The organism is Pseudomonas sp. RIT-PI-a (genome assembly GCF_001187875.1).
In the GTDB taxonomy this organism is placed as follows: Bacteria; Pseudomonadota; Gammaproteobacteria; order Pseudomonadales; family Pseudomonadaceae; genus Aquipseudomonas; species Aquipseudomonas coleopterorum.
The window spans coordinates 110,104-135,755 of record NZ_LGIR01000033.1; the positions used below are offsets into that span (position 1 = coordinate 110,104).

The window sequence follows — 25,652 nt, forward strand, 5'->3', positions numbered from 1 at the left end:
ATTCCTCGTCGGTTAGCTTGACTGAACCTCGCTGGGCTCGGGGCTACGCTGTGTATCACTATTGAAGCCGACCTGTTCGAGCAGGGTTAGTTCGGCAAGCAAGGTGTTCTCGGCGTCCTGGCGACGCCGGGCGATGTCGTTGGCGCGACGCAGGTAATCACCACTGCTGCCCGGCTCCTGGCTGTCATCGAGCGCAGTGAGTTCGTCGGCGAAGGGCGCCAGGCGCACCTCCAGGGTTCGTGCGTAGCGTTCGCGCAGGTAGTCGGCCCAGAAGGTCTGACGCGGCATGAACGTCGCGAAGGCCGATCCGTTTTCGGCTTGCAGGACCTCGGTCTGCGCCGCGTCGTAGATCTCGACACCAATGCCGGCAGTCGCCGCATACGCCATGCTGTGCGGCTGCCCGGGCAAGCTCAGACGACGAGCCAGGTAGGTCCGCAAGGCCATGCGCACTTCCGCTTCATCGACGACGATGCCCCGGCGTCGGCGCTCGGTGATGATACGGCGGGCGATGGCTTCGAGCTGGTCGAGCCTGAACAACCCACGGGCCAGTTCATAAAGGCGCTGGCCACGCTGCGCCCAAGTGGCACCTTGCAGGGCGTCGTGCTGCAGCACCTGCACCTCCATGTCGCTGAACATCAGCCGCTCGCCATCCACGCAGGTGTCCAACTGCTCGGCCATGGTGTAGAGACGCTGGCGCAACTGACGATTCGCGGAGGCACCGACGATGACGTTCCACACGCGCCGCGTCATTTCGGCCGCATTGCTGATGAAATCCGGCGTACGGCGCAGATTGTCGATCAGGTCGATGAAGGCCGCCGACCCCTCTTCTTCGGTCAGTCCCTGCCAAAGCTGCGCCCGATGGCGTCGCTCCACTTCACTGGCACCCTGCAGCCAGGGGTCGACCGAAGGCCGTCCCACCCGAGTCGGACGGACGTCGTTGGTGCGGTGGGTATAAAACTGGAACCGTCGTTGCGGCCGTGCGCTGCCCAGCTGACGCAGCGTTTGAGTGTCCAACGAATTACGATCGAGAAAGACATCGACACTGCGCTCCTCGGCCATTTCGGTAAATACTGCATCGGGGATGTGACGCAGTCGAGTGCGGTACAGGTTCAAGGTACGCAACGCTGGCAGGCGCGAAGCCCACTGCGGCCAATGAGGCAGAGCCAGGCCTGCCAGGTTCAGTTGCTGAAGCTGGGCGAAGCCGCTGGACGAAGCGATCTGGCCCACGGTGTTGCCGCTCAGGTTCAGCATGCTCAGATTGGGCAGGCGGCCAAGCCGGTCGAGTAACGCCTGATCCAGGGTCAGATTGCATAACGTCAAGTCCAGCTCGGTCAGTTGAGTCAACCGATCGACCGCTTCGGGTAGATGGCCGAGGGCGCATTCACGCAGCGTCAAACTGCGCAGTTGCGCAAAGCTGCCCAATAGGTTGGTCAGCGCCTGAGCATCTATCGTGCTGCCGGTCAGGTTCAGGTGTGTGACGAAGCGCAGGTCAGCGCTCAGGGCGGGAAAGTCGAGCAGCGGCACGTAGGTGAGGTTGAGGTAATAGTTGAAGCCATGGGCGGCGCGCTCGGAGGGCAGTTGGCGGCGCCAGGCAATGTCCAGGCGTGCCGTGACGTCGGCGCGGTAGTACACCAGGTCGCCGCTGCTGGCGTTGTACCGCGCCGGTAGATTGGCCGGCGCCGGTCGACGGGACCAGGCTTCCAGTTGAGCGTGCATTTGCCCGCGCTCGTAGGTGAGGTTGTCCAACCCCTGCATGATGCCGGCGCGACTCATGCCGGTCTCCTCGTACAATCCCAACAATTCGCGCGCGGCCCGTTCGCTGGTGCCGGGGTAGACACGACGAATGCGCGCCACCAGCACTCGGCGCGACAGGGCCACCTCGCGCCGGCCGCTCATGGGGTAACCCGCGCGCCCGTACCTATCGCGCATCGGTGCTCTGAAGCGATCCGGCGACGGCGTCTGCCCCAGCCAGCGGGCACAGTCGTCGCGATGGGCGAAAGCGTAGTCACGCACCGCATCGGCCTGGGCGGTTTCACCCAGCACCACCTTGATGGCCTGCTCCAGCTCGAGGCTGTCCACCGACTGCGCGACGCTGAAGCACAGGCCTTCGAACGCGCGGTTCAGGCGTTGGCACTGCTGATAGATGCGGGCACGTTCGGCCAGTTTCAGGGGAATGCGGCGGTTGGACAGCATCTGCGCCTGTTCGCCCGGCGGTACATCAAGCAACACCTCTTCGGCGGCTGCCACGCTCAGGGCAGGAAAATCGCGACGAATCAGTTGGCTGGCAGGGCCGCTGCCGAAATGGGTGGCGTCGTAGAGTGCTTCGAACCGGGCCTGAGCGGCGTCGTCGGCCAGTCCGGCCCTTTGCATTTGACGATGCAGGGCGAAGCGTTGCAGCGCGTCGGTCAGCAGGGCGGCGGGTTGATCGGCCTGGGCATGGATGTCGTCCAATGCGGCCTGTGGCAGACCGGTGCTGGCCAGGGCATGGTGAAGATCCTGCGGCTCCATGCCTGACAGCCGCCAGCCCAGGCGGTCACGTAGCGTAGTGCCAGGTGCCTCGGGTTGCTGCTCGGCGGCCAGTCGCCAACCCGTACTGGTTTCTTCAATAAGGGGCTCATAGGCCTGTGTGTCGCTTGGGTGAGTGATGCGCCATTGCCGGTAGCGATCGTCGAAGCGCAGGTCGTGGACGCGACCATCGATGACTACGCTGTCACGCGTTTCATCGTGGTAGAGGCGATCGGTTTCTGGCAGCAAATCGGCAGGCAGGGCCTGAACGGCGACGTATTCGTCCAGGTTGGGATGCCAGAGATGATGGCGACCGTCAGTGAGCGTTACCGGTATCAGCTCTGCCAACTGGGTCTGGGCAGCCACTTCGGGCACTTTGGGCGCTATCCATGTCCGGCCGGCGTGCACGGCGCCTGCGAAGACCGCCATGGTCGCCAGGTTCTCGGCCACGCCCATGACGTGGGTGAACGCGGCGTGGTCATCGCCCCGGCGCCAATCGTCGATGCCGCTGAGCACCTCATGCAGCAACTGTGCAGCAGCGCAGGCGAGCATCGCCGTACCCAGTGCCGGGACCAGCAGCCCGGCAATATTGAGCAGAGTCATGCCAGCACCCAGGTACCGTCGACGCTCACGCTCCAGGGCAATGGCGTCTTCATCGGCGGTCGGCACCGCCATCACTCGGGCATCCTGGTAGACCTTGATCAAGCGATCGCTGTGCTGCAACTCGAAAAGATCGCCCAGCACCGGGCGCTTTTCCAGGTTCAGGTGCTGTTGCCAATCGCCAGCCGGGTTGTCGAGCCGTTGCAGCAGACGCTGGATGAACGGTGCGGCGAACTTCTCGCCAGCCAGTGCGCCGAAATAGCTTCGGAAATCGGTCTGCTTCAGCTTCTCTCCCAATGCTGCGGCAAAGGCCTTGAACGACGGGTATTGCTTGACCGGATGATCCGGCTCGCCCGGCATCAGCACCACGCAGCGGCCATCCACGGTCGATTCGATCAACTGCACGCCGTAGAGCGCCACGGCGGCGAAATCGGCGCTGCCCAGCAGACGCAGCCAGTGATAGCGCACCGCGTTGCCCGCCCAGGCCGGCGTTGCACCTTCGGCAACCTGCAGGAGCATGCGGTAGGCATCTTCGTCGATATCGTCACGCAACCGGGCGATGTGGGTCAGCACCGCAAAGTGGGCGCGATCATTGCGCTTGAACAGTGCCGCCACGTGTTCGGGTTTGAACACCGTATCCAGATGAGCCTGGTACTGCTTGCCCAAGTCCAGGCTGCGGCACATCGTGGTGAATCGCTTCGGATCGATGGCGATCGCCGGCTTGTCGCTGCGGGCGCGGAAATCGATGTCCTTGTCGGCCGTGACGTACTCGACCCCGCCGACCGGCAGCACCATCGAACCCTGCGCAAACTGCAGGTTCGCCTCGAAGTTCTGCATGGCGGCAACCAGCAGGTTCTGCTCGATGGGCCAGCGGTGGCTGAACCCCATCCCAACGTTGTGCATGGCGCGCACCAACGAATAACGACGCGGGTCGATGTCGAGTTGAAACTGCTCGCGGATCGCTTCGCTCACCAGGTCGGCGCAGAACTCGGTGACATCGCGCAACTCGGCCAGCACTGGAGCAAGGGCCAGCTTGGCGGCATGGCTCTCGTTCTGACTGGCGCTCAAGGCCTGGCGCATCGCCGGGCTGGCCTGGGTCAACCAGGTGGGCAGCCGCTGCGCGACGATGCGTGCGTGGCGACTGTCTCGGGCACTGGCCGCTTCACTCATTGGGGGGTAGATCGTGTGCATGCTCGGCTCCTTGCCGAAAGAGGAAGCGTGCACGGTAGCCAGTGCGGAACCTGCCGGGACGTGTATTAATCACCACCTGAAGACGGCCAAGAGCTGCGCTGCGGCCCAAGCGTCCTTGCGCTCGCGAACCCAGGCCTGCGCGTTACAATGCCCGCTTGCCCATTGCCGAAGCCGTCATGAAAACCCCGAGCCTTCTCGCCCAGCTGGACTGGACCGACACCGGTCACCCTCGATCGCGCGCCTTTGGCGACGTGTATTTCGCCGCCGACGGCCTGGCCGAAACCCGCCATGTGTTCATCGAGCAGAATCAGTTGGCCGCACGCTTCGCCGCCCTTCCGGACGACGGTCGTCTGGTGATCGGGGAGACCGGCTTCGGCACCGGGCTGAGTTTTCTCTGCGCCTGGCAATGTTTCGCCGCCTCGGCCGCACCGGGCGCCCGTCTGCATTTCATCAGCGTGGAAAAATACCCCCTGAGCGCCGCAGACCTGACCCGTGCCCTGGCCCTGTGGCCGGAACTGTCGGCCTACAGCGACGCATTGCTGAGGCAGTATGTGGCCGTGCATGAAGGCTTCCAGCGGCTGATCTTCGACGGCGGCCGGGTCACCCTGACGCTGCTGATCGGCGATGCGCTGGAGCAGCTGCCATGCCTCGAGGGCCAGGTCGACGCCTGGTTTCTGGATGGTTTCGCCCCGGCGTGCAACCCCAACATGTGGACCCCCGAGCTGTTCGCCGAGCTGGCGAGGCTGGCGGCGCCCGGGGCGACGCTGGCAACGTTCACCAGTACCGGCTGGGTGCGCCGCGGTCTGGCGGCGGTCGGCTTCAAGATGAAACGGGTGCCGGGCATCGGCAACAAATGGCATGTGTCCCGAGGCGTATTCCTGGGCGATAGCGGCGCGCCTGCGCCTGCGGCCAAGCCCTGGTTCGCCCGCCCCGAGCCGCTCACGGGTGAGCGCCACGCGCTGGTCATCGGTGCCGGCCTGGCAGGGTGCGCCACCGCAGCCAGCCTGGCGGCGCGCGGCTGGCGCGTGTCGTTGCTCGAACGGCATGCCGAGGTCGCCCAGGAAGCGTCGGGCAATCCCCAGGGCGTGCTGTACTTGAAGCTGTCAGCCCACGGCACGGCGCTTTCGCAGTTGATCCTGGCCGGCTTCGGCCACACCCGTCGCCTGCTCGAACAACTGCAACGCGGGCACGACTGGGATGCCTGCGGCGTGCTGCAACTGGCCTTCGACGACAAGGAAGCGCAGCGCCAGCAGCAACTGGCCGATGCATTCCAACCCGAACTGCTGCACCGACTGGATCGTCTCGAAGCCCAAGCGCTGGCGGGTGTCGAACTGCCCAGCGGCGGTCTGTTCTACCCCGAGGGTGGCTGGGTCCACCCGCCTGCGCTCTGCGAGCATCTGGCCCGCCATCCGCGCATCACCTTGCTGCGCCATCATCACGTGGCCGAACTGCGCTACCTCGACGGTCAATGGCAGGCCTTCGACGGTGACCACCACCTGGCCAGTGCGCCGGTGGCCGTGCTGACTTGCGCCGCCCAGGTCCGGGCCTTTGCCCAGACCGCCACGCTGCCGCTCAAGCGCATTCGCGGACAGATCACCCGCCTGCCCGAAACGGCGCGCAGCGCTGCGCTGTCGACGGTGGTCTGCGCCGAAGGCTACGTTGCCCCTGCCCGTTCGGGCGAACACACGCTGGGCGCCAGCTTCGATTTCCACAGCGACGACCTGACACCGACCCAGGCCGACAACCTCGACAACCTGACGCTGCTCGAAGCCATTTCCCCGGATCTGGCGAGTCGCATCGACAGCGCCTCAATGCCTATCGAGCAACTGCAAGGCCGGGCCGGATTTCGCTGCACCAGCCCTGACTACCTGCCCATCATCGGGCCGGTAGCCGACGCTCAGGCCTTCGCCGAGCGCTTTGCGATCCTGGCCAAGGACGCCCGTCAGGTGCCCGAGCAGTCTTGCCCGTGGCTGCCGGGGCTGTACGTGAACAGCGGGCATGGCTCGCGGGGGCTGATCACTGCCCCGCTCTCGGGGGAACTGATCGCTGCCTGGTTGGACAACGAACCTCTGCCGCTGCCACGCGAGGTGGCCTGGGCGTGTCATCCAAACCGCTTCGCGCTGCGGCGCCTGATACGCAACAAAGCTTGAACCTGCTTGGGGGCCGGTACTCACAGTCACAGCCCCTTCCGCTGCCGAGGCGTGAGCGTCGCGGCTTCACCGTCATGAAGAAACCAGCCCATGTTGCGTATCCAGGGTTTGCACAAGACCTACTCCACACCGCAAGGCCCGCTGCCCGTGCTGCAAGGCATCGACCTGCACCTGGAGCGTGGCGCCAGCCTGGCCCTGATGGGTGAATCGGGCAGCGGCAAAAGTACCCTGCTGCATCTGGTGGCCGGTTTGGATGTCGCCGACAGCGGACGAATCGAAGCCGCCGGGCAGGTGCTTACCCAGATGAGCGAACGGGAACTGGCGCGCTGGCGGCGCTGCGACATCGGTCTGATCTTCCAGCAGTTCAACCTGATCGGCAGCCTCAGCGTGGCCGATAACCTGGCCTTCCAGGCCCGTCTGGCCGGACGCCTGGACCCCGCCTGGCAGCGCGAGCTTGCCGAACGGCTGGGCCTGTCGGCCCTGTTGCAGCGCTACCCCGAGCAACTGTCCGGCGGGCAGCAGCAGCGCGTGGCCCTGGGCCGCGCCCTGGCCTCGCGCCCGCCGCTGTTGCTGGCCGACGAGCCCACCGGCAACCTCGACGAGGCCACCAGCGAACAGGCGCTGGACCTGATGCTGGAGCTGCTGCAAGCCACAGGCAGCACGCTTTTGATGGTGACCCACAGCCCGCTGGTGGCCGAGCGCCTTGAACATCGCGTGGTACTCAAGGCCGGCCGCATCGTCGCCGGGGCGGATCGCTGACGTGGCGGTGCTGTACTGGACCCTGCGCTGCCTGCTCAGCCGTTGGCGCCGGCATCCGGCCCCGGGCGTGGCACTGATCCCCGGCCTGTGGCTGGCCACTGCGTTGTTTACCGGCGTACTCGCGCTGAACAGCCAGGCGCGGCAGAGCTATGCACTGGCCAGCCAGATGATCGGCGGGCAGGCCCAGGCGAACATCGTGGCACGCGACGGCGCAGAATTGGCGCAATCGACCTTCGTTGACCTGCGCCTGCAGGGTTGGCCGGTCTCGCCGGTGCTCGAAGGTCGAATCACCCTGCCCTCCCACCCGCAACTGCGCCTGCAAGTGGTTGGGATCGAACCCTTGACGTTGCCGGTGGGCAGTCCCGTGGCGGGCACGGTGCCCAGTGTGGATGAGCTGAGCGCCTTCATCGGCGCACCCGGCCGAACCTGGGTGGCACCACAGACCCTGCGCGAACTGGGCGCAGAGGAAGGCGCACGCCTGCAGACCAGCAACGGCAGCACGCTGCCTCCCTTGCAGACACGCGCCCAGGCGGCACCCGGGGTGTTGCTGATGGACATCGGTGCGGCGCAGACGGTCCTGCAGATGCCCGACCAGTTGAGCCGACTGCTGCTGCCCGGGACGTTCCAGCACGCTCTTCCCGAGGCTTACACAGAGCGCCTGCAGATCAACCGCAGCGACGCCGATGGCGACCTTGCCCGTTTGACCGACAGTTTCCACCTGAACCTGACCGCCCTGGGCCTGCTGGCCTTCGTGGTCGGTCTGTTCATCGTCCATGCCGCTATCGGCCTGGCGCTGGAGCAACGCCGCGCCCTGCTGCGCACCCTGCGCGCCTGTGGCGTGAGCGCGGCCTTGCTGGTGCTGGCTCTGGTGCTGGAGCTGGGCTTGCTGGCGCTGCTCGGTGGCCTGGCCGGCATTGCCAGTGGCTACGGACTGGCCAGCCTGCTGCTGCCGGACGTCGCCGCCAGCCTGCGCGGTCTGTATGGTGCGGAAGTCGCCGGGCAATTGAACCTGAGTCCGTCGTGGTGGCTGGCAGGCCTGGCGCTGAGCCTGGGCGGCGTACTGCTGGCCGGTGCCGACAGCCTGTGGCGCGCCGCACGCCTGCCGCTGCTGTCTCTGTCGGGTGGCGAAGCCTGGCATCAGGCCCATCGCCAGTGGCTGCGGCGTCAGGCCTTAGTGGCTGCGGCGGCAGCTGTATTGGCGCTGGCGTGTGCCGTGTTCGGCAACGGTCTGGCCATTGGCTTCGTGCTGATGGGCAGCCTCTTGCTGGCGGCGGCACTGGCCCTGCCGGTCCTGCTCAGCACTGTCCTCGCCCTGCTCGCCCGGCGCCGTTGGGGCGTACTGGGGCAATGGTTCCTTGCCGACTGCCGCCAGCAGTTGCCAGGCCTGAGCCTGGCGCTCATGGCATTGCTGTTGGCCTTGGCCGCCAACATCGGCGCCGCGAGCATGACCGAGGGTTTTCGGCAGACTTTCAGTGGCTGGCTGGAACAGCGCCTGAGCGCCGAGCTGTACCTGCGCCCGCAACACCCCGAGCAGGCTCAGGCGCTGCAGCACTGGTTGCAGCAACAGAATGAAGTGCGACAGGTGCTGCCGGGCTGGGAAATGCAGATCCGTCAGCAAGGCTGGCCAACCGAATTGGCCGCTGTGATCGATGCACCTCTCTATCGCCAGCACTGGCCGCTGCTCGAACAGGCCGCCGGCAATCCGTGGGATCAATTGTTTTCCGGCGACAACCTGATGCTCAGCGAGCAACTGGCCCGCCGCTTGGGCGTGGGCATCGGAGCACGGCTGGCACTGCCTGCTGCTCAGGGGCAATGGAACCCGACCGTAGTGGGTATCTACGCCGACTACGGCAACCCAAAGGGGCATATCCTGGTCAGTGCCGAGCAGTTCCAGCGTCACTGGCCCGGTACCCCGCCCGCGCGCTTCGCATTGCGCATGACCGAGGCTGATACTGCCTCGCTGAAAAACAAAGTGCAGCAAGCGTTCGGCCTGGACGACAGCCATGTGGTGGAGCAGCAGCAACTCAAGCGATGGGCCTCGCAGGTTTTCGAACGCACCTTCAGCGCCACCGCCGCGCTGAATGCGCTGACCCTGGGTGTGGCCGGGGTCGCCCTGTTCATTGGCTTGCTGACCCAGAGCCAGAGTCGCTTGGGCCAGCTCGCGCCGCTGTGGGCGATGGGTGTCGGCCGTCGCCAACTGATCCTGTTGAGTGTGGCGCAGACCTTGATCCTGGCCCTGCTGACCTTGCTGCTCGCCGTGCCGCTGGGCATTCTGCTCGCCTGGTGTCTGGTCGCGGTGATCAATGTACAGGCCTTCGGCTGGCGCCTGCCGTTGCAAGTGTTTCCCTTGCAGATTCTGCAACTGTGCGGCTTGGCACTGATCGCCGCGATGCTGGCTTCGGCCTGGCCCATGCGGCGTCTGCAACGCAGCCAACCCACCGACCTGCTGCGAGTGATGGCCAGTGAACGCTAAGCTGATCCAAACCCTGTTGCTGACTGTATTGCTCGCATTGAGCGGGTGCGACCCGACGCCGCCGCCGGCCGGTTTCGCCGGTCTGGGCGGACAGGCTGGCGACTTCGCCCAGGTCAAACCGGGCAAGGTCTTCAGCTTTCCGGCCGATCATGGCGCCCACCCGGACTTCCGCATCGAATGGTGGTACCTGACCGCCAATCTCGAAGACGACCAGGGCCAGCGCTTCGGTGTGCAATGGACCCTGTTCCGCAGCGCCCTGGCGCCGGGCAGCACGGCGTCCGGCTGGAACAGCCGCAATCTGTGGATCGGTCATGCCGGGCTCACTTCGGCGACTGACCACTACAGCGCGCAGACCTTGGCCCGAGGCGGTATCGGCCAGGCGGGTGTAGAGGTCAAACCCTTCAACGCCTGGATCGACGATTGGCACCTGCGCAGCCAGCCGGGCGCCGCGGACAGCCTCGCGGCCATGGACGTGCAGGCCAAAGGCCAGGGCTTCGCCTACCAATTGACCCTGACCAGCGAGCGTGCGCTGGTGCTTCAGGGCGAGCAGGGCTACAGCCGCAAATCCGATGCCGGACAGGCTTCGTATTACTACAGCCAGCCATTTTTCAGCGCAGCCGGGCAGGTGCAGATCGAAGGCAAGCGCTATCAGGTCAAGGGCCGTGCCTGGCTCGACCGGGAATGGAGCAGCCAACCGTTGGCCGCCGATCAGTCCGGCTGGGACTGGTTTTCCCTGCACCTGGACGACGGTCAGCAGTTGATGGTGTTTCGTCTGCGTGGCGCCGGCGAACAACATTTTCTCAGCGGCAACTGGATAGACGCGCAAGGCCATAGCACGCCGTTGGCACCGGGCAGCATCAGCCTGCGCCCACTGCAGGACACCCTTGTGGCCGGCAGGCAGGTGCCCACGCGCTGGGCCATCGACATCCCCAGCCATGCTTTGCATGTGGAAACCACGGCATTGAACCCCAAGGCCTGGATGGCTGTAGGCACGCCCTACTGGGAAGGCCCGGTGACCCTGACCGGGAGCCACGGCGGCGAAGGCTATCTGGAAATGACCGGATACTGATACACGCACGGCTTTTTGTACAAATATCAAACCAACCGGCGTCGCAGCGGTCCTTGTACAAATACCTCAGGACGCTCCGTCAAGGCATGCCGACCCCCAGCGCTTTTGCCAAACACTGGTTCGCCAGCCGTCAATGGAAGCCGTTTCCTTTCCAGAAGGACGTCTGGGCCGCCGTCAAACGCGGCGAGTCGGGCATGCTTCACGCCAGCACCGGTGCCGGCAAGACCTACGCGGTCTGGTTCGCCGCCCTGCAACGTTTCGCCAAGGCCGGTCCCGTCATACCCAAGGGTAAACGCAAGCCCGTCATGGCACCCTTGACGGTGTTGTGGATCACCCCCATGCGCGCCCTGGCCGCCGACACCCTGCGCGCCCTGCAGGTACCGGTAGACGAATTGCAGATCGGCTGGAGCCTGGGCCTGCGCACCGGCGACACCAGCAGCAGCGACCGTGCTAAGCAAACCCGTCGGTTGCCGTCGGCGCTGGTGACCACACCGGAAAGCCTGACGCTGCTGCTGGCCCGCGACAAGGCCTGCGAAGAGTTGAGCAGCGTTGCTATGGTTGTCGTCGATGAATGGCATGAACTGATCGGCAACAAGCGCGGGGTGCAGTTGCAACTGGCCCTGGCGCGGCTGCGGCAGTGGAATCCGCAACTCATCGTCTGGGGTATTTCCGCCACCTTGGGCAACCAGGCTCATGCGCAGGAAGTTCTGCTACCCGGCCAACCGAGCGTCAGCGTACAGGGAGCCCAGGCCAAGACCATCGAGGTCGACACCCTGTTGCCCGCAGCCATCGAACGGTTTCCCTGGGGCGGTCACATGGGCCTGCGCATGCTCGATCAGGTGGTGGCCGAAATCGATCGCAGCAGCAGCTGCCTGGTGTTCACCAACACCCGCGCGCAGTCCGAAATCTGGTTCCAGGCGATCCTCGACGCGCGTCCGGATTGGGCGGGCATCATCGCCCTGCACCACAGTTCGTTGTCGCGTGAGGTGCGCGAGTGGGTCGAGCGCGCGCTCAAGGATGGCCAGCTCAAGGCGGTGGTGTGCACTTCGAGCCTGGACTTGGGGGTCGACTTCCTGCCGGTGGAACGGGTGCTGCAAATCGGGTCGGCCAAGGGCATTGCGCGCTTGATGCAACGGGCCGGCCGCTCCGGACATGCCCCGGGCCGTGCTTCGCGGGTCACCCTGGTACCGACCCACAGCATGGAACTGGTGGAAGCGGCGGCCGCCCATGATGCGGTCGCACAGCGGCGCATCGAGCCGCGCGAATCACCGGAAAAACCGCTGGATGTGCTGGTTCAGCATCTGGTCAGCATGGCCCTGGGCGGCGGCTTCCTGCCCGAACGACTGCTGGCCGAGGTGCGCACGACCTGGGCCTACCGCAACCTCAGCGATGACGAATGGCAATGGGCCTTGGCGTTCGTCCGTTACGGCGGCCACTCGTTGACGGCCTATCCGGATTACCGCCGAGTCGAGCCGGACGAGCACGGCCTGTGGCGCGTGCCCGACGCGCGCCTGGCCCGCCGTCACCGCATGGGCATCGGTACCATCGTCAGCGATGCCAGCCTGCAGCTCAAATACTGGAGCAAGGGCGGCGGCGGACGCTCCCTGGGCAGTGTCGAGGAAGGTTTCATCGCCCGCCTCAAGCCGGGCGATGGTTTCCTCTTCGCTGGTCGCCAACTGGAACTGGTGCGGGTCGAGGACATGACTGCCTACGTCAAGCGCAGCACCGCCAAGAAAGCTGCCGTGCCGCGCTGGAATGGCGGCCGCATGCCGCTGTCCGGCGAATTGGCCGACGCGCTGGTGGCGAAACTGGGCGCGGCGGCTCGTGGTGAGTACGACAGTCCCGAGATGCGCGCCGTACGCCCGCTGCTCGATGTACAGCAGCAATGGTCAGCGCTGCCCAGCGAAACCACGCTGCTGGCGGAAACCCTCAAATCGCGCGAGGGCTGGCATCTGTTCCTCTACCCCTTCGGCGGTCGTCAGGTGCACCTGGGGCTAGGCAGTCTGCTCGCCTGGCGCCTGGCCCAACGCCAACCCCTGACCTTCTCCATTGCCGTGAACGACTACGGCCTGGAGCTGCTAAGCGCCACGGAAGTGGACTGGGCCACCCAACTCGACCCGGCGCTGCTCAGCGCCCAGGGTCTATTGAACGACGTGCTGGCCAGCCTCAACGCCGGCGAGTTGGCCCTGCGACGCTTTCGCGAGATTGCGCGGATCTCCGGGCTGGTCTTCGGCGGCTATCCCGGATCGCAAAAAAGTACCCGACAGGTGCAGGCCTCCAGCGGTCTGTTCTTCCAGGTATTCAAGCAATACGACGCCGGCAACCTGCTGCTGACCCAGGCCCAGGAAGAGGTTCTGAAACAGGAGCTCGAAGTCGAGCGACTGGAGCACGTGCTGGAACAGATCGCCAGCCGTCGACTGGATCTGCACGCCGTCAAGCGCCCCACACCGCTGGGCTTTCCGCTGCTGGTGGAACGCTTCCGCGAAAGCCTGAGCTCGGAGAAGCTGGCCGATCGTATCCGCCGCATGGTCGGCGACCTGGAGAAAGCCGCAGGATGAGTGAGTATTGCAGCGTACAACTGGCGGGTGCCGAACTCTGGTTGCTGGCCGAAAAGGCCATCTACTGGCCTGAACGTGAAGTCCTGCTGATCGCCGACGCGCACTTTGGCAAAGCGGCCGCCTACCGCAAGTTGGGGCAACCCGTGCCCCATGGCACCACCGCCAGCAACCTGCAGGTGATCGATCGGATCATGGGAAGATACCCAACCCGGCACCTGATCTTCCTGGGCGATTTTCTTCACGCACCGGGGTCGCACTCGGCAGGAACGCTGGGCGCGCTGGCCGCCTGGCGTGCGGAAGTCGCACATCTGCGCATCACGTTGATTCGAGGCAACCACGACAAGCGCGCAGGCGACCCGCCGCCCGAGCTGCGTTTCGACGTGGTGACAGAACCTCTGGAAATGGGCCCGTTCGCACTGCAACACGAGCCGGATGCGCATCCGGCGCTGCACGTGCTTGCCGGACACATACACCCGGTGTACCGACTGCATGGGCGGGGCCGACAGAGCTTGCGGCTGCCGTGTTACCTGCTGGGCGCAAAGGTCAGCCTGCTACCAGCCTTCGGCGCGTTCACCGGCGGATTCAACATGAACAACGACGCCGACCAGCGCGTGTACGTGGTCGGCGACGGTGGCGTCTGGCAGGTCGCCTGAGCGGTCAGGCCACAGGCGCGGGCGGAGGCTCGTCGGGGATGGTTGGGCTGCCGGGTTCGGTCGGCTGCGGGGTATCAGGATCGGGTTGGCCGGGCACTCCACCGGCCATGTGGCCGTAAGAGTCGGCCAGAAGCGACCAGGCAAGTATGCCAATCTGGTTGGGTTGCAGCTGAGCCAGTTGAGCACTGATAGTCGGGTCGATTTTCATAGACACTCCTGAGCGATGGCCCGGCCTACGGTAAGCAAGCCGGGGAGTTCACTCATATGGAGTGGGAAATGGGCAACTAGTTCGCCCATCGCCGGTTTCAGGTGCGCGGCAGGGTGACGCCGCGCTGACCTTGATACTTGCCACCGCGGTCCTTGTAGGAGACTTCGCACTCCTCGTCGGACTCCAGGAACAGCATCTGCGCCACCCCTTCATTCGCATAGATCTTGGCCGGCAACGTCGTGGTGTTGGAGAACTCCAGGGTCACGTGCCCTTCCCATTCCGGCTCCAGCGGCGTGACGTTGACGATGATGCCGCAACGCGCGTAGGTGCTCTTGCCCAGGCAGATGGTCAGCACGTTGCGCGGGATGCGGAAGTACTCGACGGTGCGCGCCAGGGCGAAGGAGTTCGGCGGAATGATGCAGACGTCGCTCTTGATGTCGACGAAGCTCTTCTCGTCGAAATTCTTGGGGTCGACGGTGGCCGAATTGATGTTGGTGAACACCTTGAATTCGTCGGCGCAGCGCACGTCGTAACCGTAGCTGGACACCCCGAAGGAAATCACGCGCTCGGCGCCCTCGCCGCGCACCTGGCGTTCGACGTAGGGTTCGATCATGCCGTGTTCTTGCGCCATGCGGCGAATCCACTTGTCCGATTTGATGCTCATGGCGGGTGTCCTGAATAGCGAGGTGAATAGAATCCGAGCGGCATCTTACCGGGCCTCGCGCCAGGGTTCAAAGACTGCCTCGCCCAATGCCCGTCCAACCTGCCACAGGTCGACGCGAGGCCGCCGATCAACATTTGCAAGAAACCCTCAAAAGACCATTGGCACGTTCCCGAAAAAGGGTTAAGGTGGCGTCACTGTGTTGCTTGTGTCACTGAGAATCTCTACCCGATGTCCAACATCTTCATGAATTTTCCTGCTCTTTGCACTCAGTCTCGGCCAGGGCTCTTCCCGAACCGCAGTTAACTTTGTCCAAGGAGATACACCATGTCCAATCGCCAAACCGGTACCGTTAAGTGGTTCAACGATGAAAAAGGCTTCGGCTTCATCACTCCACAATCCGGTGACGACCTGTTCGTACACTTCAAAGCCATCCAGGCTGACGGCTTCAAGAGCCTGAAAGAAGGCCAGCAGGTCTCTTTCATCGCTACCCGCGGTCAGAAAGGCATGCAAGCTGAAGAAGTTCAAGTTGTCTAACTTGAGCTGAACAGCTTCTAAAAGACCCCGCCCTCACCGGCGGGGTTTTTTTATGCCCGCGATTCGTCGGCTTTCCGCGAAAGCGGCGAGCGCACCCCAGTGCACTCGCCGCCCATTCGACGGTAATCAGTCGTCAGTCATGGTAATGCTGGGCATCGCCGGTGCATTGGCTTCCTGCAGGACGATCCGCGCGCCGACGTGCCGGGCCAGTTCCTGATAGACCATGGCAATCTGGCTTTCCGGCTCGGCCGCTGCAGTCGGTTTGCCGCCGTCGGCCTGCTCGCGAATCAGCATCGACAGCGGCAACGATGCCAGCAGCTCGACCCCGTATTGCGACGCCAGCTTCTCGCCCCCGCCTTCGCCGAACAGGTGCTCGGCATGGCCGCAGTTGGAGCAGATGTGCACGGCCATGTTCTCGACCACGCCGAGCACCGGGATGTGCACCTTGCGGAACATCTCCACACCCTTGCGAGCATCCAGCAAGGCCAGGTCCTGGGGCGTGGTGACGATCACTGCACCCGCCACCGGCACCTTCTGCGCCAGGGTCAGCTGGATATCGCCGGTGCCGGGCGGCATGTCGATGACCAGGTAATCCAAGTCGTCCCAGGCGGTCTGGGTGAGCAGTTGCAACAGCGCGCCGGACACCATCGGACCACGCCAGACCATGGGCGTGTTGTCATCGGTGAGGAAGGCCATCGACATCACTTCCACGCCATGGGCCTGGATGGGCACGAACCATTTCTGATCCTTGACCTTGGGCCGGGTGCCCTCGGCGATGCCGAACATCACGCCCTGGCTGGGGCCATAGATGTCGGCGTCGAGAATCCCCACCCGGGCGCCTTCGCGGGCCAGGGCCAGGGCCAGGTTGGCCGCGGTCGTCGACTTGCCGACCCCGCCCTTGCCCGACGCCACGGCCACCACGTTCTTGACGTTGGCCAGGCCGGGAATCTGCGCCTGCGCCTTGTGCGCCTGGACCACGCAATCGATCTGCACGCGGGCACGGTCGACGCCGGCGATGTTTTCGACGGCGGTCTGCAACACCTGGGCCCAGCCGTTCTTGAACAGGCCGGCGGCGTACCCCAGTTGCAGGCGCACCTGCACCTGCCCGCCGTCGATATCGATGGCCTGCACACAGCCGGCGCTGACCGGGTCCTGGTTCAGGTAAGGGTCGGTGTACTGGCGAAGGACGGCTTCCACCGCTGCGCGATTCACGGTGCTCATGGCTACTCCCGATCAAAGACTGAGCAAAACAGGCGGCTATCCTAACGCGTCTGCCCAGGCACCGGCAGATTGGATTTGCGCGCGCGCCGGCAGGCCGTCCACGGCATCGGTGCCCGGCGCCCAGATTATTCAGCATACCTTTGGCCCTGCGCCCCCCAATCCGTTAGAATCAGCGCCTTTTCAAAAGCGGGAGACAGGCAGCATGGCGCAGCAGTATCAACCGGGGCAACGCTGGATCAGCGACAGCGAAGCGGAACTCGGCCTGGGCACCGTCCTGGCCCAGGACGGTCGCTTGCTCACCGTGCTCTACCCGGCCACCGGCGAAACCCGCCAGTACGCATTGCGCAATGCCCCATTGACGCGCGTGCGTTTTTCCCCGGGCGACGTGATCACCCACTTCGAAGGTTGGAAACTGACCGTACGCGAAGTCGACGACGCCGACGGCCTGCTGGTCTACCACGGCCTGAATGCGCAGAACGAGCAATGCACGCTGCCTGAAACCCAGCTGTCCAACTTCATCCAGTTCCGCCTGGCCAGCGACCGCCTGTTCGCTGGGCAGATCGATCCGCTGCCGTGGTTCTCGCTGCGCTACAACACGCTGGAACACACCAGCAAGCAGTTGCAGTCCTCGCTCTGGGGCCTGGGCGGCGTGCGTGCGCAACCCATCGCGCACCAGTTGCACATCGCTCGCGAAGTGGCCGACCGGATCGCCCCCCGCGTATTGCTGGCCGACGAAGTGGGCCTGGGCAAGACCATCGAAGCCGGCCTGGTGATTCACCGCCAGCTGCTGTCTGGCCGCGCCAGCCGCGTGCTGATCCTGGTGCCGGAAAACCTCCAGCACCAATGGCTGGTGGAAATGCGTCGACGCTTCAACCTGCAGGTGGCGCTGTTCGATGCCGAGCGCTTCATCGAAAGCGATGCCAGCAACCCGTTCGAAGATGCGCAACTGGCGCTGGTCTCGCTGGAATGGCTGACCGAAGACGAGAAGGCCCAGGATGCGCTGTTCGCCGCTGGCTGGGACCTGCTGGTGGTCGACGAGGCGCACCACCTGGTGTGGCACGAGGAAAAGGCCAGCCCGCAGTATTCGCTGGTCGAGCAACTGGCCGAGGTCATTCCCGGGGTGCTGCTGCTCACCGCTACCCCCGAGCAATTGGGCCAGGACAGCCATTTCGCCCGCCTGCGCCTGCTCGATCCGAACCGCTTCCACGACCTGGCCGCCTTCCGCGCCGAAAGCGAGAATTACCGCCCGGTCGCCGAGGCCGTGCAGGAGCTGCTGGACAAGGGTCGGCTATCGACCACCGCGCAGCAGACCATCCATGGTCTGCTTGGCGCTGATGGCGACACCCTGGTCGCGGCGGTCAACGCCGGCGACGAGGAAGCCGGCCCGCGCCTGATCCGTGAACTGCTCGATCGCCACGGCACCGGGCGCGTGCTGTTCCGCAACACCCGTGCGGCGGTGCAGGGCTTTCCCGAGCGCAAGCTGCACCCCTACCCGCTGCCGAGCCCGGACCAATACCTGGAACTGCCTCTGGGCGAACACGCCGATCTGTACCCGGAAGTCAGCTTCCAGGCCCAGGCCGAGGACGCAGAAGCCGAGCGCTGGTGGCGTTTCGATCCACGGGTGGAATGGCTGATCGACACCCTCAAGATGCTCAAGCGCACGAAGGTGCTGGTCATCTGCGCCCATGCCGAAACCGCGATGGACCTGGAAGATGCACTGCGCGTGCGCTCCGGCACCCTGGCCACGGTCTTCCACGAAGGCATGAGCATTCTGGAACGGGACCGTGCGGCGGCCTACTTCGCCGACGAGGAATTCGGCGCACAGGTCCTGATCTGCTCGGAAATCGGCAGCGAGGGGCGCAACTTCCAGTTCGCCCACCACCTGGTGCTGTTCGACCTGCCTGCGCACCCCGACCTGCTGGAGCAGCGCATCGGTCGTCTCGACCGGATTGGCCAGAAGCACATCATCGAGCTGCACGTGCCGTACCTGGAAAACAGCCCGCAGGAACGTCTGTTCCAGTGGTACCACGGCGCGCTCAATGCCTTCCTCAACACCTGCCCGACCGGCAACGCGCTGCAGCATCAATTCGGTCCGCGTTTGCTGCCGATGCTGGAAAACGCCGACGACGGTGAATGGCAAGCGTTGATCGACGAAGCCCGTGGCTGTCGCGAAGCGCTGGAAAGCGAGCTGCACACCGGGCGTGACCGGCTGCTGGAGCTCAACTCCGGCGGCGACGGCGAAGGTCAGGCGCTGGTGGCGGCGATCGAGGAGCAGGACGACCAATTCGCCCTGCCGATCTACATGGAAACCCTTTTCGACGCCTTCGGCATCGACAGCGAAGACCATTCCGACAACGCGCTCATCCTGCGCCCCAGCGAAAAGATGCTCGATGCCAGCTTCCCGCTGGGCGACGACGAAGGCGTGACCATCACCTACGACCGCGAGCAGGCGCTGTCGCGTGAAGACATGCAGTTCATCACCTGGGAACACCCCATGGTGCAGGGCGGCATGGACCTGGTGCTGGCGGGTTCCATGGGCAACACCGCAGTGGCGCTAATCAAGAACAAGGCGCTCAAGCCTGGCACCGTGCTGCTGGAGCTGCTCTACGTGAGCGAAGTGGTGGCACCGCGCTCGCTGCAGTTGGGGCGTTACCTGCCGCCCGCTGCCCTGCGCTGCCTGCTCGACACCAATGGCAACGACCTGGCGTCGCGCGTGTCGTTCGAAACCCTCAACGACCAGCTCGAAAGCGTGCCCAAGGCCAGCGCCAACAAGTTCATCCAGGCCCAGCGCGATGTGCTGGCACCGCGTATCACTGCCGGTGAAAGCAAGATCGCGCCACGCCATGCCGAACGCGTGGCCCAGGCACAACATCGCCTGGCCGCCGAGACGGATGAAGAACTGGCACGCCTGACCGCTCTGCAGGCAGTCAATCCAACCGTGCGTGACAGTGAACTGGTCGCCCTGCGCAAGCAGCGTGAGGAAGGCCTGGCGATGCTCGAGAAGGCCGCCCTGCGCCTGGAAGCGATCCGGGTTCTGGTAGCAGGCTGATCCATCACTTGCCCCGCAGGCCCAAGCCTGCGGGGCAAGGCGTTACGGTTTCACCCCACCTGTTACTGAGCGTGTCGCCCGCTCACTCTCATGCCCTGCGCTTGTCTCGCCATCGGATGCAGCGCTGAACAGCCCCCAGCGAAAATGATTCAGCGCCGCACCAGTGCGGTGCAGCTTTTACTGCGATGCCCTTTCCTGGATCACCACCCAGGGCGAAACCACCACCGCCCATAGCGTCGGATCGCGCTCGCAGAAATCCAGAGCCCGCGGCGCAGACAGCTTCTCGACCTGCCCATCGGCCAGCCATTGAGCTACCAACGCGTGCGCGTCTTCCGCCAACGCTTGCGCCACCGTGATCAGATCCAGCGCAGGATCGACCCACAACAGGGCACCCTTGGCGAAAAAGGGTTGCAGCGCCTGCCATTCGATAATTGCAGTCTCGCCCAGCAGCTTGGCATAGAGGGTGCTAGCGTTTTCAGTCATGGGTTCTACCGTCAGGAAAAAAATCGGCGCCATGATAGCCGTCCGAATCACCTGGAAAAACCCGGTTGCAATATACAGCTTCGAGTTTTGCCCTTGTAATCGGGGCGTTCTGGCGCTGTCACCCGCCGAAATGTACTCGAATCTGTAACTTTATGTCGATTTAGCGACAACCGATCGATTTCGCTGCAAACGCCAGCTTTCCAACGGATAAAGCGGCGCTCTACACTGTACCGGTACAGTTGTCGGGTGCAGATTCGGATGTCGTCTGCCATGTCTCGCCGAGGGGGTAAAGCGGTGGGCATGGCCAAGATTCGGTCCGTCGCCTGTTCGGCCAGGACTATAAAAAATACAACGCAAAAAGGGAGCACTAATGAATAAGCAGATTTCCAAACTGTTTGCCGCTCTGGTTCTGGCCGGCGTCGCCAGCCACTCGATGGCGGCCGACACCATCAAGATCGGTATCGCCGGTCCCAAGACCGGTCCGGTCGCCGAATACGGCGTGATGCAGTTCAACGGCGCGAAGATGGCCATCGAGCAGATCAACGCCAAAGGCGGCGTCGACGGCAAGAAACTCGAAGCGGTCGAATACGACGATGCCTGCGATCCCAAGCAAGCCGTTGCAGTCGCCAACAAGGTGGTCAACGACGGCGTCAAGTTCGTCGTCGGTCACCTGTGCTCCAGCTCCGCCCAGCCTGCATCCGACGTCTACGAAGACGAAGGCATCATCATGGTCACCCCGGCGGCCACCAGCCCCGAGCTCACCGCGCGTGGCTACAAGCTGGTCTTCCGTACCATCGGCCTGGACAGCGCCCAGGGCCCTGCCGCCGGCAACTACATCGCCGACGTGGTCAAGCCCAAGACCGTGGCCGTGATCCACGACAAGCAGCAGTACGGCGAAGGCATTGCCAGCGCGGTCAAGACCACCCTGGAAGGCAAAGGCGTCAAGGTCGCCGTGTTCGAAGGCATCAATGCCGGCGACAAGGACTTCTCCTCGCTGATCGCCAAGCTCAAGCAGGCCAATGTCGACTTCGTCTACTACGGTGGCTACCACCCGGAACTAGGCCAGATCCTGCGCCAGTCCAAGGAAAAAGGCCTGAACGCCAAGTTCATGGGCCCTGAAGGCGTGGGCAACGACTCGATTTCGCAGATCGCCGGCGAAGCCTCCGAAGGTCTGTTGGTCACCCTGCCCAAGTCGTTCGACAAGGACCCGACCAACGTCGCTCTGACCAAGGCCTTCCAGGACAAGAAACAGGATCCTAGCGGTCCGTTCGTGTACCCGTCCTACTCGGCCGTGCAAGTGATTGCCGACGGCATCACCGCCGCCAAGAGCGAAGACACCGACAAGGTGGCCGAAGCCATCCACGCCGGTACCTTCAAGACGCCAATGGGTGAATTGAGCTACGACGCCAAGGGCGACCTGAAGAACTTCCAGTTCGTGGTCTACGAGTGGCACTTCGGCAAGCCGAAGACCGAAGCCGCCCAGTAAGCCTGGCAACACCCCCACAAAGCCCACTGCACCGCAGTGGGCTTTGTTTTACGAGTGACGGGTACAGCCGGTGCAATCCACCGCCTGGCCCCCTGAAAATCTTGAAACCGTGACCAGCGGTTCACCTGCCCTGCCCGGCAACACTGCGCCAAGGAGAGCGCTCGGACATGGCCGGAGAAATGCGAACAGGTTTTTAGGAGCGCGGTAAATGCCTGAACTATTCCACTACATGCAGCAGTTGGTGAATGGCCTGACCATCGGCAGCACCTATGCATTGATCGCCATCGGCTACACGATGGTGTACGGCATCATCGGCATGATCAACTTCGCCCATGGCGAGGTGTACATGATCGGTTCGTATGTCACCTTCATTGTCCTGGCGGGCCTGGCCATGCTGGGCATCCACAGTCTTCCGATCCTGATGATCGCCGGCTTCGCCGCCGCCATCCTGGTCACCAGCGCCTATGGCTACAGCATCGAACGAGTCGCCTATCGGCCGCTGCGCAACAGCAACCGGTTGATCCCGCTGATCTCGGCGATCGGCATGTCGATCTTCCTGCAGAACTCGGTGCAGCTGTCCCAGGGCTCGGGCAACTTCGCCATTCCCAACCTGCTTCCCGGCAGCCTGACCTTCGGCCCCGGTGGCGCCGAGGAAGTGCAGATTTCCTACATGCAGATCCTGGTGTTCATGGTGACGCTGGCCGCGATGTACGGCCTGACCCTGTTCATTTCCCGCTCGCGCATGGGCCGTGCCTGTCGCGCCTGCGCCGAGGACATGAAGATGGCCAACCTGCTGGGCATCAATACCAACGCGATCATCGCCCTGACCTTCGTCATCGGCGCGGCACTGGCGGCCGTCGCAGCGGTGCTGCTGAGCATGCAGTACGGCGTGATCAACCCCAGCGCCGGCTTCCTGGTCGGGCTCAAGGCCTTCACCGCTGCTGTTCTGGGCGGCATCGGCAGCATTCCAGGTGCCATGCTCGGCGGCCTGGTTCTGGGCGTGGCCGAAGCCTTCGGCGCGGATATCTTCGGTGACCAGTACAAGGACGTCGTTTCGTTCGGCCTGCTGGTCCTGGTTCTATTGTTCCGGCCGACCGGCATTCTGGGCCGCCCGGAGGTTGAGAAAGTATGAGCAAGTCTCTTCGATCCGCGCTCTTCAGCGCGGCACTGGTGTGGGCCGTGGCCTACCCGGTACTGGGCCTGAAACTGGCCTTCTCCGGTGTCACCCTGGTCGTGCAGAACGCCAGCACCGGCACCCTGCTGATCATCGCTGGCTGTTCGGTGCTGATGTTCCTGCGGGTGCTGTTCGCCGAGCGCATCGGCGGCTTGCGCCGCGATTCGAGCCGCCCGTTGATACCGGCCAAGGCCTCGAACTTCCTGACCCTGCCCAGCACTCAGCGCTGGGCCATCTTGGCCCTGGTGGTGCTGGCGTTCATCTGGCCGTTCTTCGGCTCCCGCGGCGCGGTCGACATCGCGACCCTGATCCTGATCTACGTCATGCTCGGCCTGGGGCTGAACATCGTGGTCGGTCTGGCGGGCCTGCTCGACCTGGGCTACGTCGGCTTCTACGCGGTCGGCGCCTACGGCTACGCCCTGCTGTCGCACTATTTCGGCCTGAGCTTCTGGGAATGCCTGCCGCTGGCAGGCCTGCTGGCGGCCACCTTCGGCTTCCTGCTGGGCTTCCCGGTGCTGCGTCTGCGCGGTGACTACCTGGCTATCGTCACGTTGGGCTTCGGCGAAATCATCCGGATCTTCCTGCGCAACCTCACCGACATCACCGGTGGCCCGAACGGCATCAGCAACATCGAGAAACCGACGTTGTTCGGCCTGACGTTCGAACGCCGCGCCGCCGAGGGCAGCCAGACCTTCCACCAGTTCTTCGGTCTGGAATACAGCCCGATCAGCAAGGTCATCTTCCTCTACCTGATCGCCCTGCTGATGGCCCTGGCCGCGCTGTTCGTCATCAATCGCCTGTTGCGCATGCCCATTGGCCGCGCCTGGGAAGCCTTGCGCGAAGACGAGATCGCCTGCCGCGCGCTGGGCCTGAACCCGACCGTGATCAAGCTTTCCGCGTTCACCCTGGGCGCAGCCTTCGCAGGCTTTGCCGGTAGCTTCTTCGCCGCGCGCCAAGGCCTGGTTACCCCGGAGTCGTTCACCTTCATCGAGTCGGCGATCATTCTCGCCATCGTCGTGTTGGGTGGCATGGGTTCGCAGCTGGGGGTGATCCTCGCCGCCATCGTGATGATCCTGCTGCCCGAGTTGATGCGTGAATTCAGCGACTACCGCATGTTGATGTTCGGCGCCCTGATGGTGCTGATGATGATCTGGCGTCCGCAAGGCTTGCTTCCGATGCAGCGTCCCCACCTGGAGCTGCGCAAATGAGCCAGAACATTCTGCAAGTCACTGACCTGAGCATGCGCTTCGGCGGCCTGCTGGCGGTCAACGGTGTGGCCCTGAGCGTGAAGGAAAAGCAGGTGGTGGCCCTGATCGGCCCCAACGGCGCCGGCAAGACCACGGTGTTCAACTGCCTGACCGGTTTCTACAAGCCCAGCGGCGGAACCATCTTGCTCGATGGCCAGCCGATCCAGGGTCTGCCAGGCCATCAGATCGCCCGCAAGGGCGTGGTGCGCACCTTCCAGAACGTACGCCTGTTCAAGGAAATGACCGCGCTGGAGAATCTGCTGATCGCCCAGCATCGGCACTTGAACACCAATTTCTTCGCCGGTCTGTTCAAGACGCCGAACTTTCGCAAGAGCGAAAGGGACGCCATGGAGTACGCCGAATACTGGCTGGAAAAGGTCAACCTCAAGGAGTTCGCCAATCGCACTGCGGGGACGCTCGCCTATGGCCAGCAACGCCGCCTGGAAATCGCTCGCTGCATGATGACGCGACCGCGCATGCTGATGCTCGACGAGCCTGCAGCCGGCCTCAACCCGCGTGAAACCGATGACCTGAAGGCCCTGATCGGCGTTCTGCGTGAAGAACACAACGCCACCGTGCTGCTGATCGAGCATGACATGAAGCTGGTGATGAGCATTTCCGACCACATCGTCGTGATCAACCAGGGCACCCCCCTGGCCGATGGCACGCCCGAACAGATCCGTGACAATCCTGACGTCATCAAAGCCTACCTGGGGGAAGCGTAAATGCTGCAGTTCGAAAACGTTTCCACCTTCTACGGCAAGATCCAGGCGCTGCACGGGGTCAACGTGGAGGTCCGCCAGGGCGAGATCGTCACGCTGATCGGCGCCAACGGCGCGGGCAAGTCGACCCTGCTGATGACCCTCTGCGGCGCGCCAAGGGCGCACTCGGGGAGCATTCGCTACATGGGCGAAGAGCTGGTGGGCAAGGAATCGGCGGAAATCATGCGCAAGAGCATTGCCGTGGTGCCCGAGGGCCGACGGGTGTTCGCGCGCCTGACCGTCGAGGAAAACCTGGCCATGGGCGGGTTCTTCACCGACAAGGGTGATTATCAGGAACAGATGGACAAGGTCCTGGCGTTGTTCCCGCGGCTCAAGGAGCGCTTCAGCCAGCGCGGCGGCACCATGTCCGGCGGTGAACAGCAGATGCTGGCCATCGGTCGCGCGCTGATGAGCAAACCCAAGCTGCTACTGCTCGACGAACCCTCGCTGGGCCTGGCGCCGATCATCATCCAGCAGATCTTCGACATCATCGAACAGTTGCGCCGCGACGGCGTGACCGTGTTTCTGGTGGAGCAGAACGCCAACCAGGCCCTGAAGATCGCCGACCGCGCCTATGTGCTGGAAAACGGCCGAGTGGTCATGCAGGGAAGCGGCGAAGCCCTGCTGACCGATCCAAAGGTGCGCGAGGCCTATCTGGGCGGTTGAGTGGGCGCCAGGCTCATACATGGGAGTTGCCGCCCCGCTACCCGTAGGAGCGGTCTGCGGCCGCGAAGGCATCACCGCGGCCCGACTGACAGACCGCGGTAGGGCCTTCGGGGCCGCGGACCGCTCCCACGGTAGACCGTTAAATGGAGTGAGCGGCGTAGCCCAATCCCCGTGAACACGCTTTTCACGCCCCCTGTGCTA

At 64.1% G+C, this 25,652-nt stretch carries 18 protein-coding genes; 13 read left to right on the forward strand and 5 right to left on the reverse strand.

The genetic code is table 11. The features are described 5' to 3' along the window. Window positions 1-12: 12 nt before the first annotated feature. The gene (locus AC788_RS19430; RefSeq protein ID WP_082223726.1) at window positions 13-4,296 is read right to left on the reverse strand and encodes an NEL-type E3 ubiquitin ligase domain-containing protein; all 4,284 of its coding nucleotides are present in this window, start codon (window positions 4,294-4,296) and stop codon (window positions 13-15) included. Between the two features lie 176 nt (window positions 4,297-4,472). Between AC788_RS19430 and mnmC the strand changes: the two genes are divergently transcribed. From mnmC to pdeM, 6 genes are all read left to right on the forward strand, one after another. Further along, window positions 4,473-6,446 carry a bifunctional tRNA (5-methylaminomethyl-2-thiouridine)(34)-methyltransferase MnmD/FAD-dependent 5-carboxymethylaminomethyl-2-thiouridine(34) oxidoreductase MnmC gene (mnmC, locus tag AC788_RS19435; RefSeq protein WP_049862184.1) on the forward strand — a complete coding sequence of 658 codons (1,974 nt, stop codon included), beginning with the start codon at window positions 4,473-4,475 and terminating at the stop codon, window positions 6,444-6,446. Window positions 6,447-6,536: 90 nt separating this feature from the next. Further along, window positions 6,537-7,205, forward strand: a complete 669-nt coding sequence (locus AC788_RS19440; protein WP_049862185.1) for an ABC transporter ATP-binding protein — start codon at window positions 6,537-6,539, stop codon at window positions 7,203-7,205. 1 nt (window position 7,206) lies between these two features. Further along, window positions 7,207-9,678, forward strand: coding sequence for an ABC transporter permease (locus AC788_RS19445; protein ID WP_049862186.1), 2,472 nt, complete (start codon window positions 7,207-7,209; stop codon window positions 9,676-9,678). Further along, window positions 9,668-10,747: a lipocalin-like domain-containing protein gene (locus AC788_RS19450; RefSeq protein WP_049862187.1), complete on the forward strand. Its 1,080-nt coding sequence runs from the start codon at window positions 9,668-9,670 to the stop codon at window positions 10,745-10,747. The genes AC788_RS19445 and AC788_RS19450 overlap by 11 nt, the downstream gene beginning before the upstream one ends. Before the next feature lie 86 nt (window positions 10,748-10,833). After that, window positions 10,834-13,305 carry a ligase-associated DNA damage response DEXH box helicase gene (locus tag AC788_RS19455; protein WP_049862188.1) on the forward strand — a complete coding sequence of 824 codons (2,472 nt, stop codon included), beginning with the start codon at window positions 10,834-10,836 and terminating at the stop codon, window positions 13,303-13,305. Continuing rightward, window positions 13,302-13,958 (forward strand): ligase-associated DNA damage response endonuclease PdeM, encoded by a 657-nt coding sequence (gene pdeM / locus AC788_RS19460; protein ID WP_049862189.1) that lies wholly within the window; start codon window positions 13,302-13,304, stop codon window positions 13,956-13,958. The genes AC788_RS19455 and pdeM overlap by 4 nt, the downstream gene beginning before the upstream one ends. Before the next feature lie 4 nt (window positions 13,959-13,962). Here the strand turns inward: pdeM and AC788_RS19465 are convergent, their stop codons facing one another. Beyond that, complete coding sequence (locus tag AC788_RS19465) at window positions 13,963-14,166, reverse strand: hypothetical protein (protein WP_049862190.1); 204 nt, start codon at window positions 14,164-14,166, stop codon at window positions 13,963-13,965. 97 nt (window positions 14,167-14,263) lie between these two features. Continuing rightward, window positions 14,264-14,830, reverse strand: a complete 567-nt coding sequence (gene dcd / locus AC788_RS19470; RefSeq protein ID WP_049862191.1) for a dCTP deaminase — start codon at window positions 14,828-14,830, stop codon at window positions 14,264-14,266. A 324-nt stretch (window positions 14,831-15,154) separates the two neighbouring features. On the opposite strand from dcd, the gene AC788_RS19475 reads away from it, so the two are divergent. Beyond that, window positions 15,155-15,364: a cold-shock protein gene (locus AC788_RS19475; protein ID WP_049862192.1), complete on the forward strand. Its 210-nt coding sequence runs from the start codon at window positions 15,155-15,157 to the stop codon at window positions 15,362-15,364. Window positions 15,365-15,490: 126 nt separating this feature from the next. Here the strand turns inward: AC788_RS19475 and apbC are convergent, their stop codons facing one another. After that, window positions 15,491-16,585 (reverse strand): iron-sulfur cluster carrier protein ApbC, encoded by a 1,095-nt coding sequence (gene apbC / locus AC788_RS19480; protein WP_049862193.1) that lies wholly within the window; start codon window positions 16,583-16,585, stop codon window positions 15,491-15,493. Between the two features lie 202 nt (window positions 16,586-16,787). Here apbC and rapA point away from each other — a divergent pair, with 202 nt between their 5' ends. Further along, the gene (rapA, locus tag AC788_RS19485) at window positions 16,788-19,634 is read left to right on the forward strand and encodes an RNA polymerase-associated protein RapA (RefSeq protein WP_049862194.1); all 2,847 of its coding nucleotides are present in this window, start codon (window positions 16,788-16,790) and stop codon (window positions 19,632-19,634) included. A gap of 177 nt (window positions 19,635-19,811) precedes the next feature. Here the strand turns inward: rapA and AC788_RS19490 are convergent, their stop codons facing one another. Continuing rightward, window positions 19,812-20,117: a DUF2288 domain-containing protein gene (locus AC788_RS19490; RefSeq protein WP_049862369.1), complete on the reverse strand. Its 306-nt coding sequence runs from the start codon at window positions 20,115-20,117 to the stop codon at window positions 19,812-19,814. Window positions 20,118-20,487: 370 nt separating this feature from the next. On the opposite strand from AC788_RS19490, the gene AC788_RS19495 reads away from it, so the two are divergent. From AC788_RS19495 to AC788_RS19515, 5 genes are all read left to right on the forward strand, one after another. After that, complete coding sequence (locus tag AC788_RS19495) at window positions 20,488-21,603, forward strand: branched-chain amino acid ABC transporter substrate-binding protein (protein ID WP_049862195.1); 1,116 nt, start codon at window positions 20,488-20,490, stop codon at window positions 21,601-21,603. A gap of 208 nt (window positions 21,604-21,811) precedes the next feature. Then, window positions 21,812-22,735, forward strand: coding sequence for a high-affinity branched-chain amino acid ABC transporter permease LivH (livH, locus tag AC788_RS19500; protein WP_049862196.1), 924 nt, complete (start codon window positions 21,812-21,814; stop codon window positions 22,733-22,735). Continuing rightward, a complete protein-coding gene (locus AC788_RS19505) occupies window positions 22,732-23,985 on the forward strand; it encodes a high-affinity branched-chain amino acid ABC transporter permease LivM (protein WP_049862197.1) in 1,254 nt (417 codons plus the stop codon). Before livH ends, AC788_RS19505 begins: the two co-directional genes overlap by 4 nt. Beyond that, window positions 23,982-24,749, forward strand: a complete 768-nt coding sequence (livG, locus tag AC788_RS19510; RefSeq protein WP_049862198.1) for a high-affinity branched-chain amino acid ABC transporter ATP-binding protein LivG — start codon at window positions 23,982-23,984, stop codon at window positions 24,747-24,749. The genes AC788_RS19505 and livG overlap by 4 nt, the downstream gene beginning before the upstream one ends. Beyond that, window positions 24,750-25,451 (forward strand): ABC transporter ATP-binding protein, encoded by a 702-nt coding sequence (locus AC788_RS19515; protein WP_049862199.1) that lies wholly within the window; start codon window positions 24,750-24,752, stop codon window positions 25,449-25,451. Window positions 25,452-25,652: the final 201 nt, after the last annotated feature.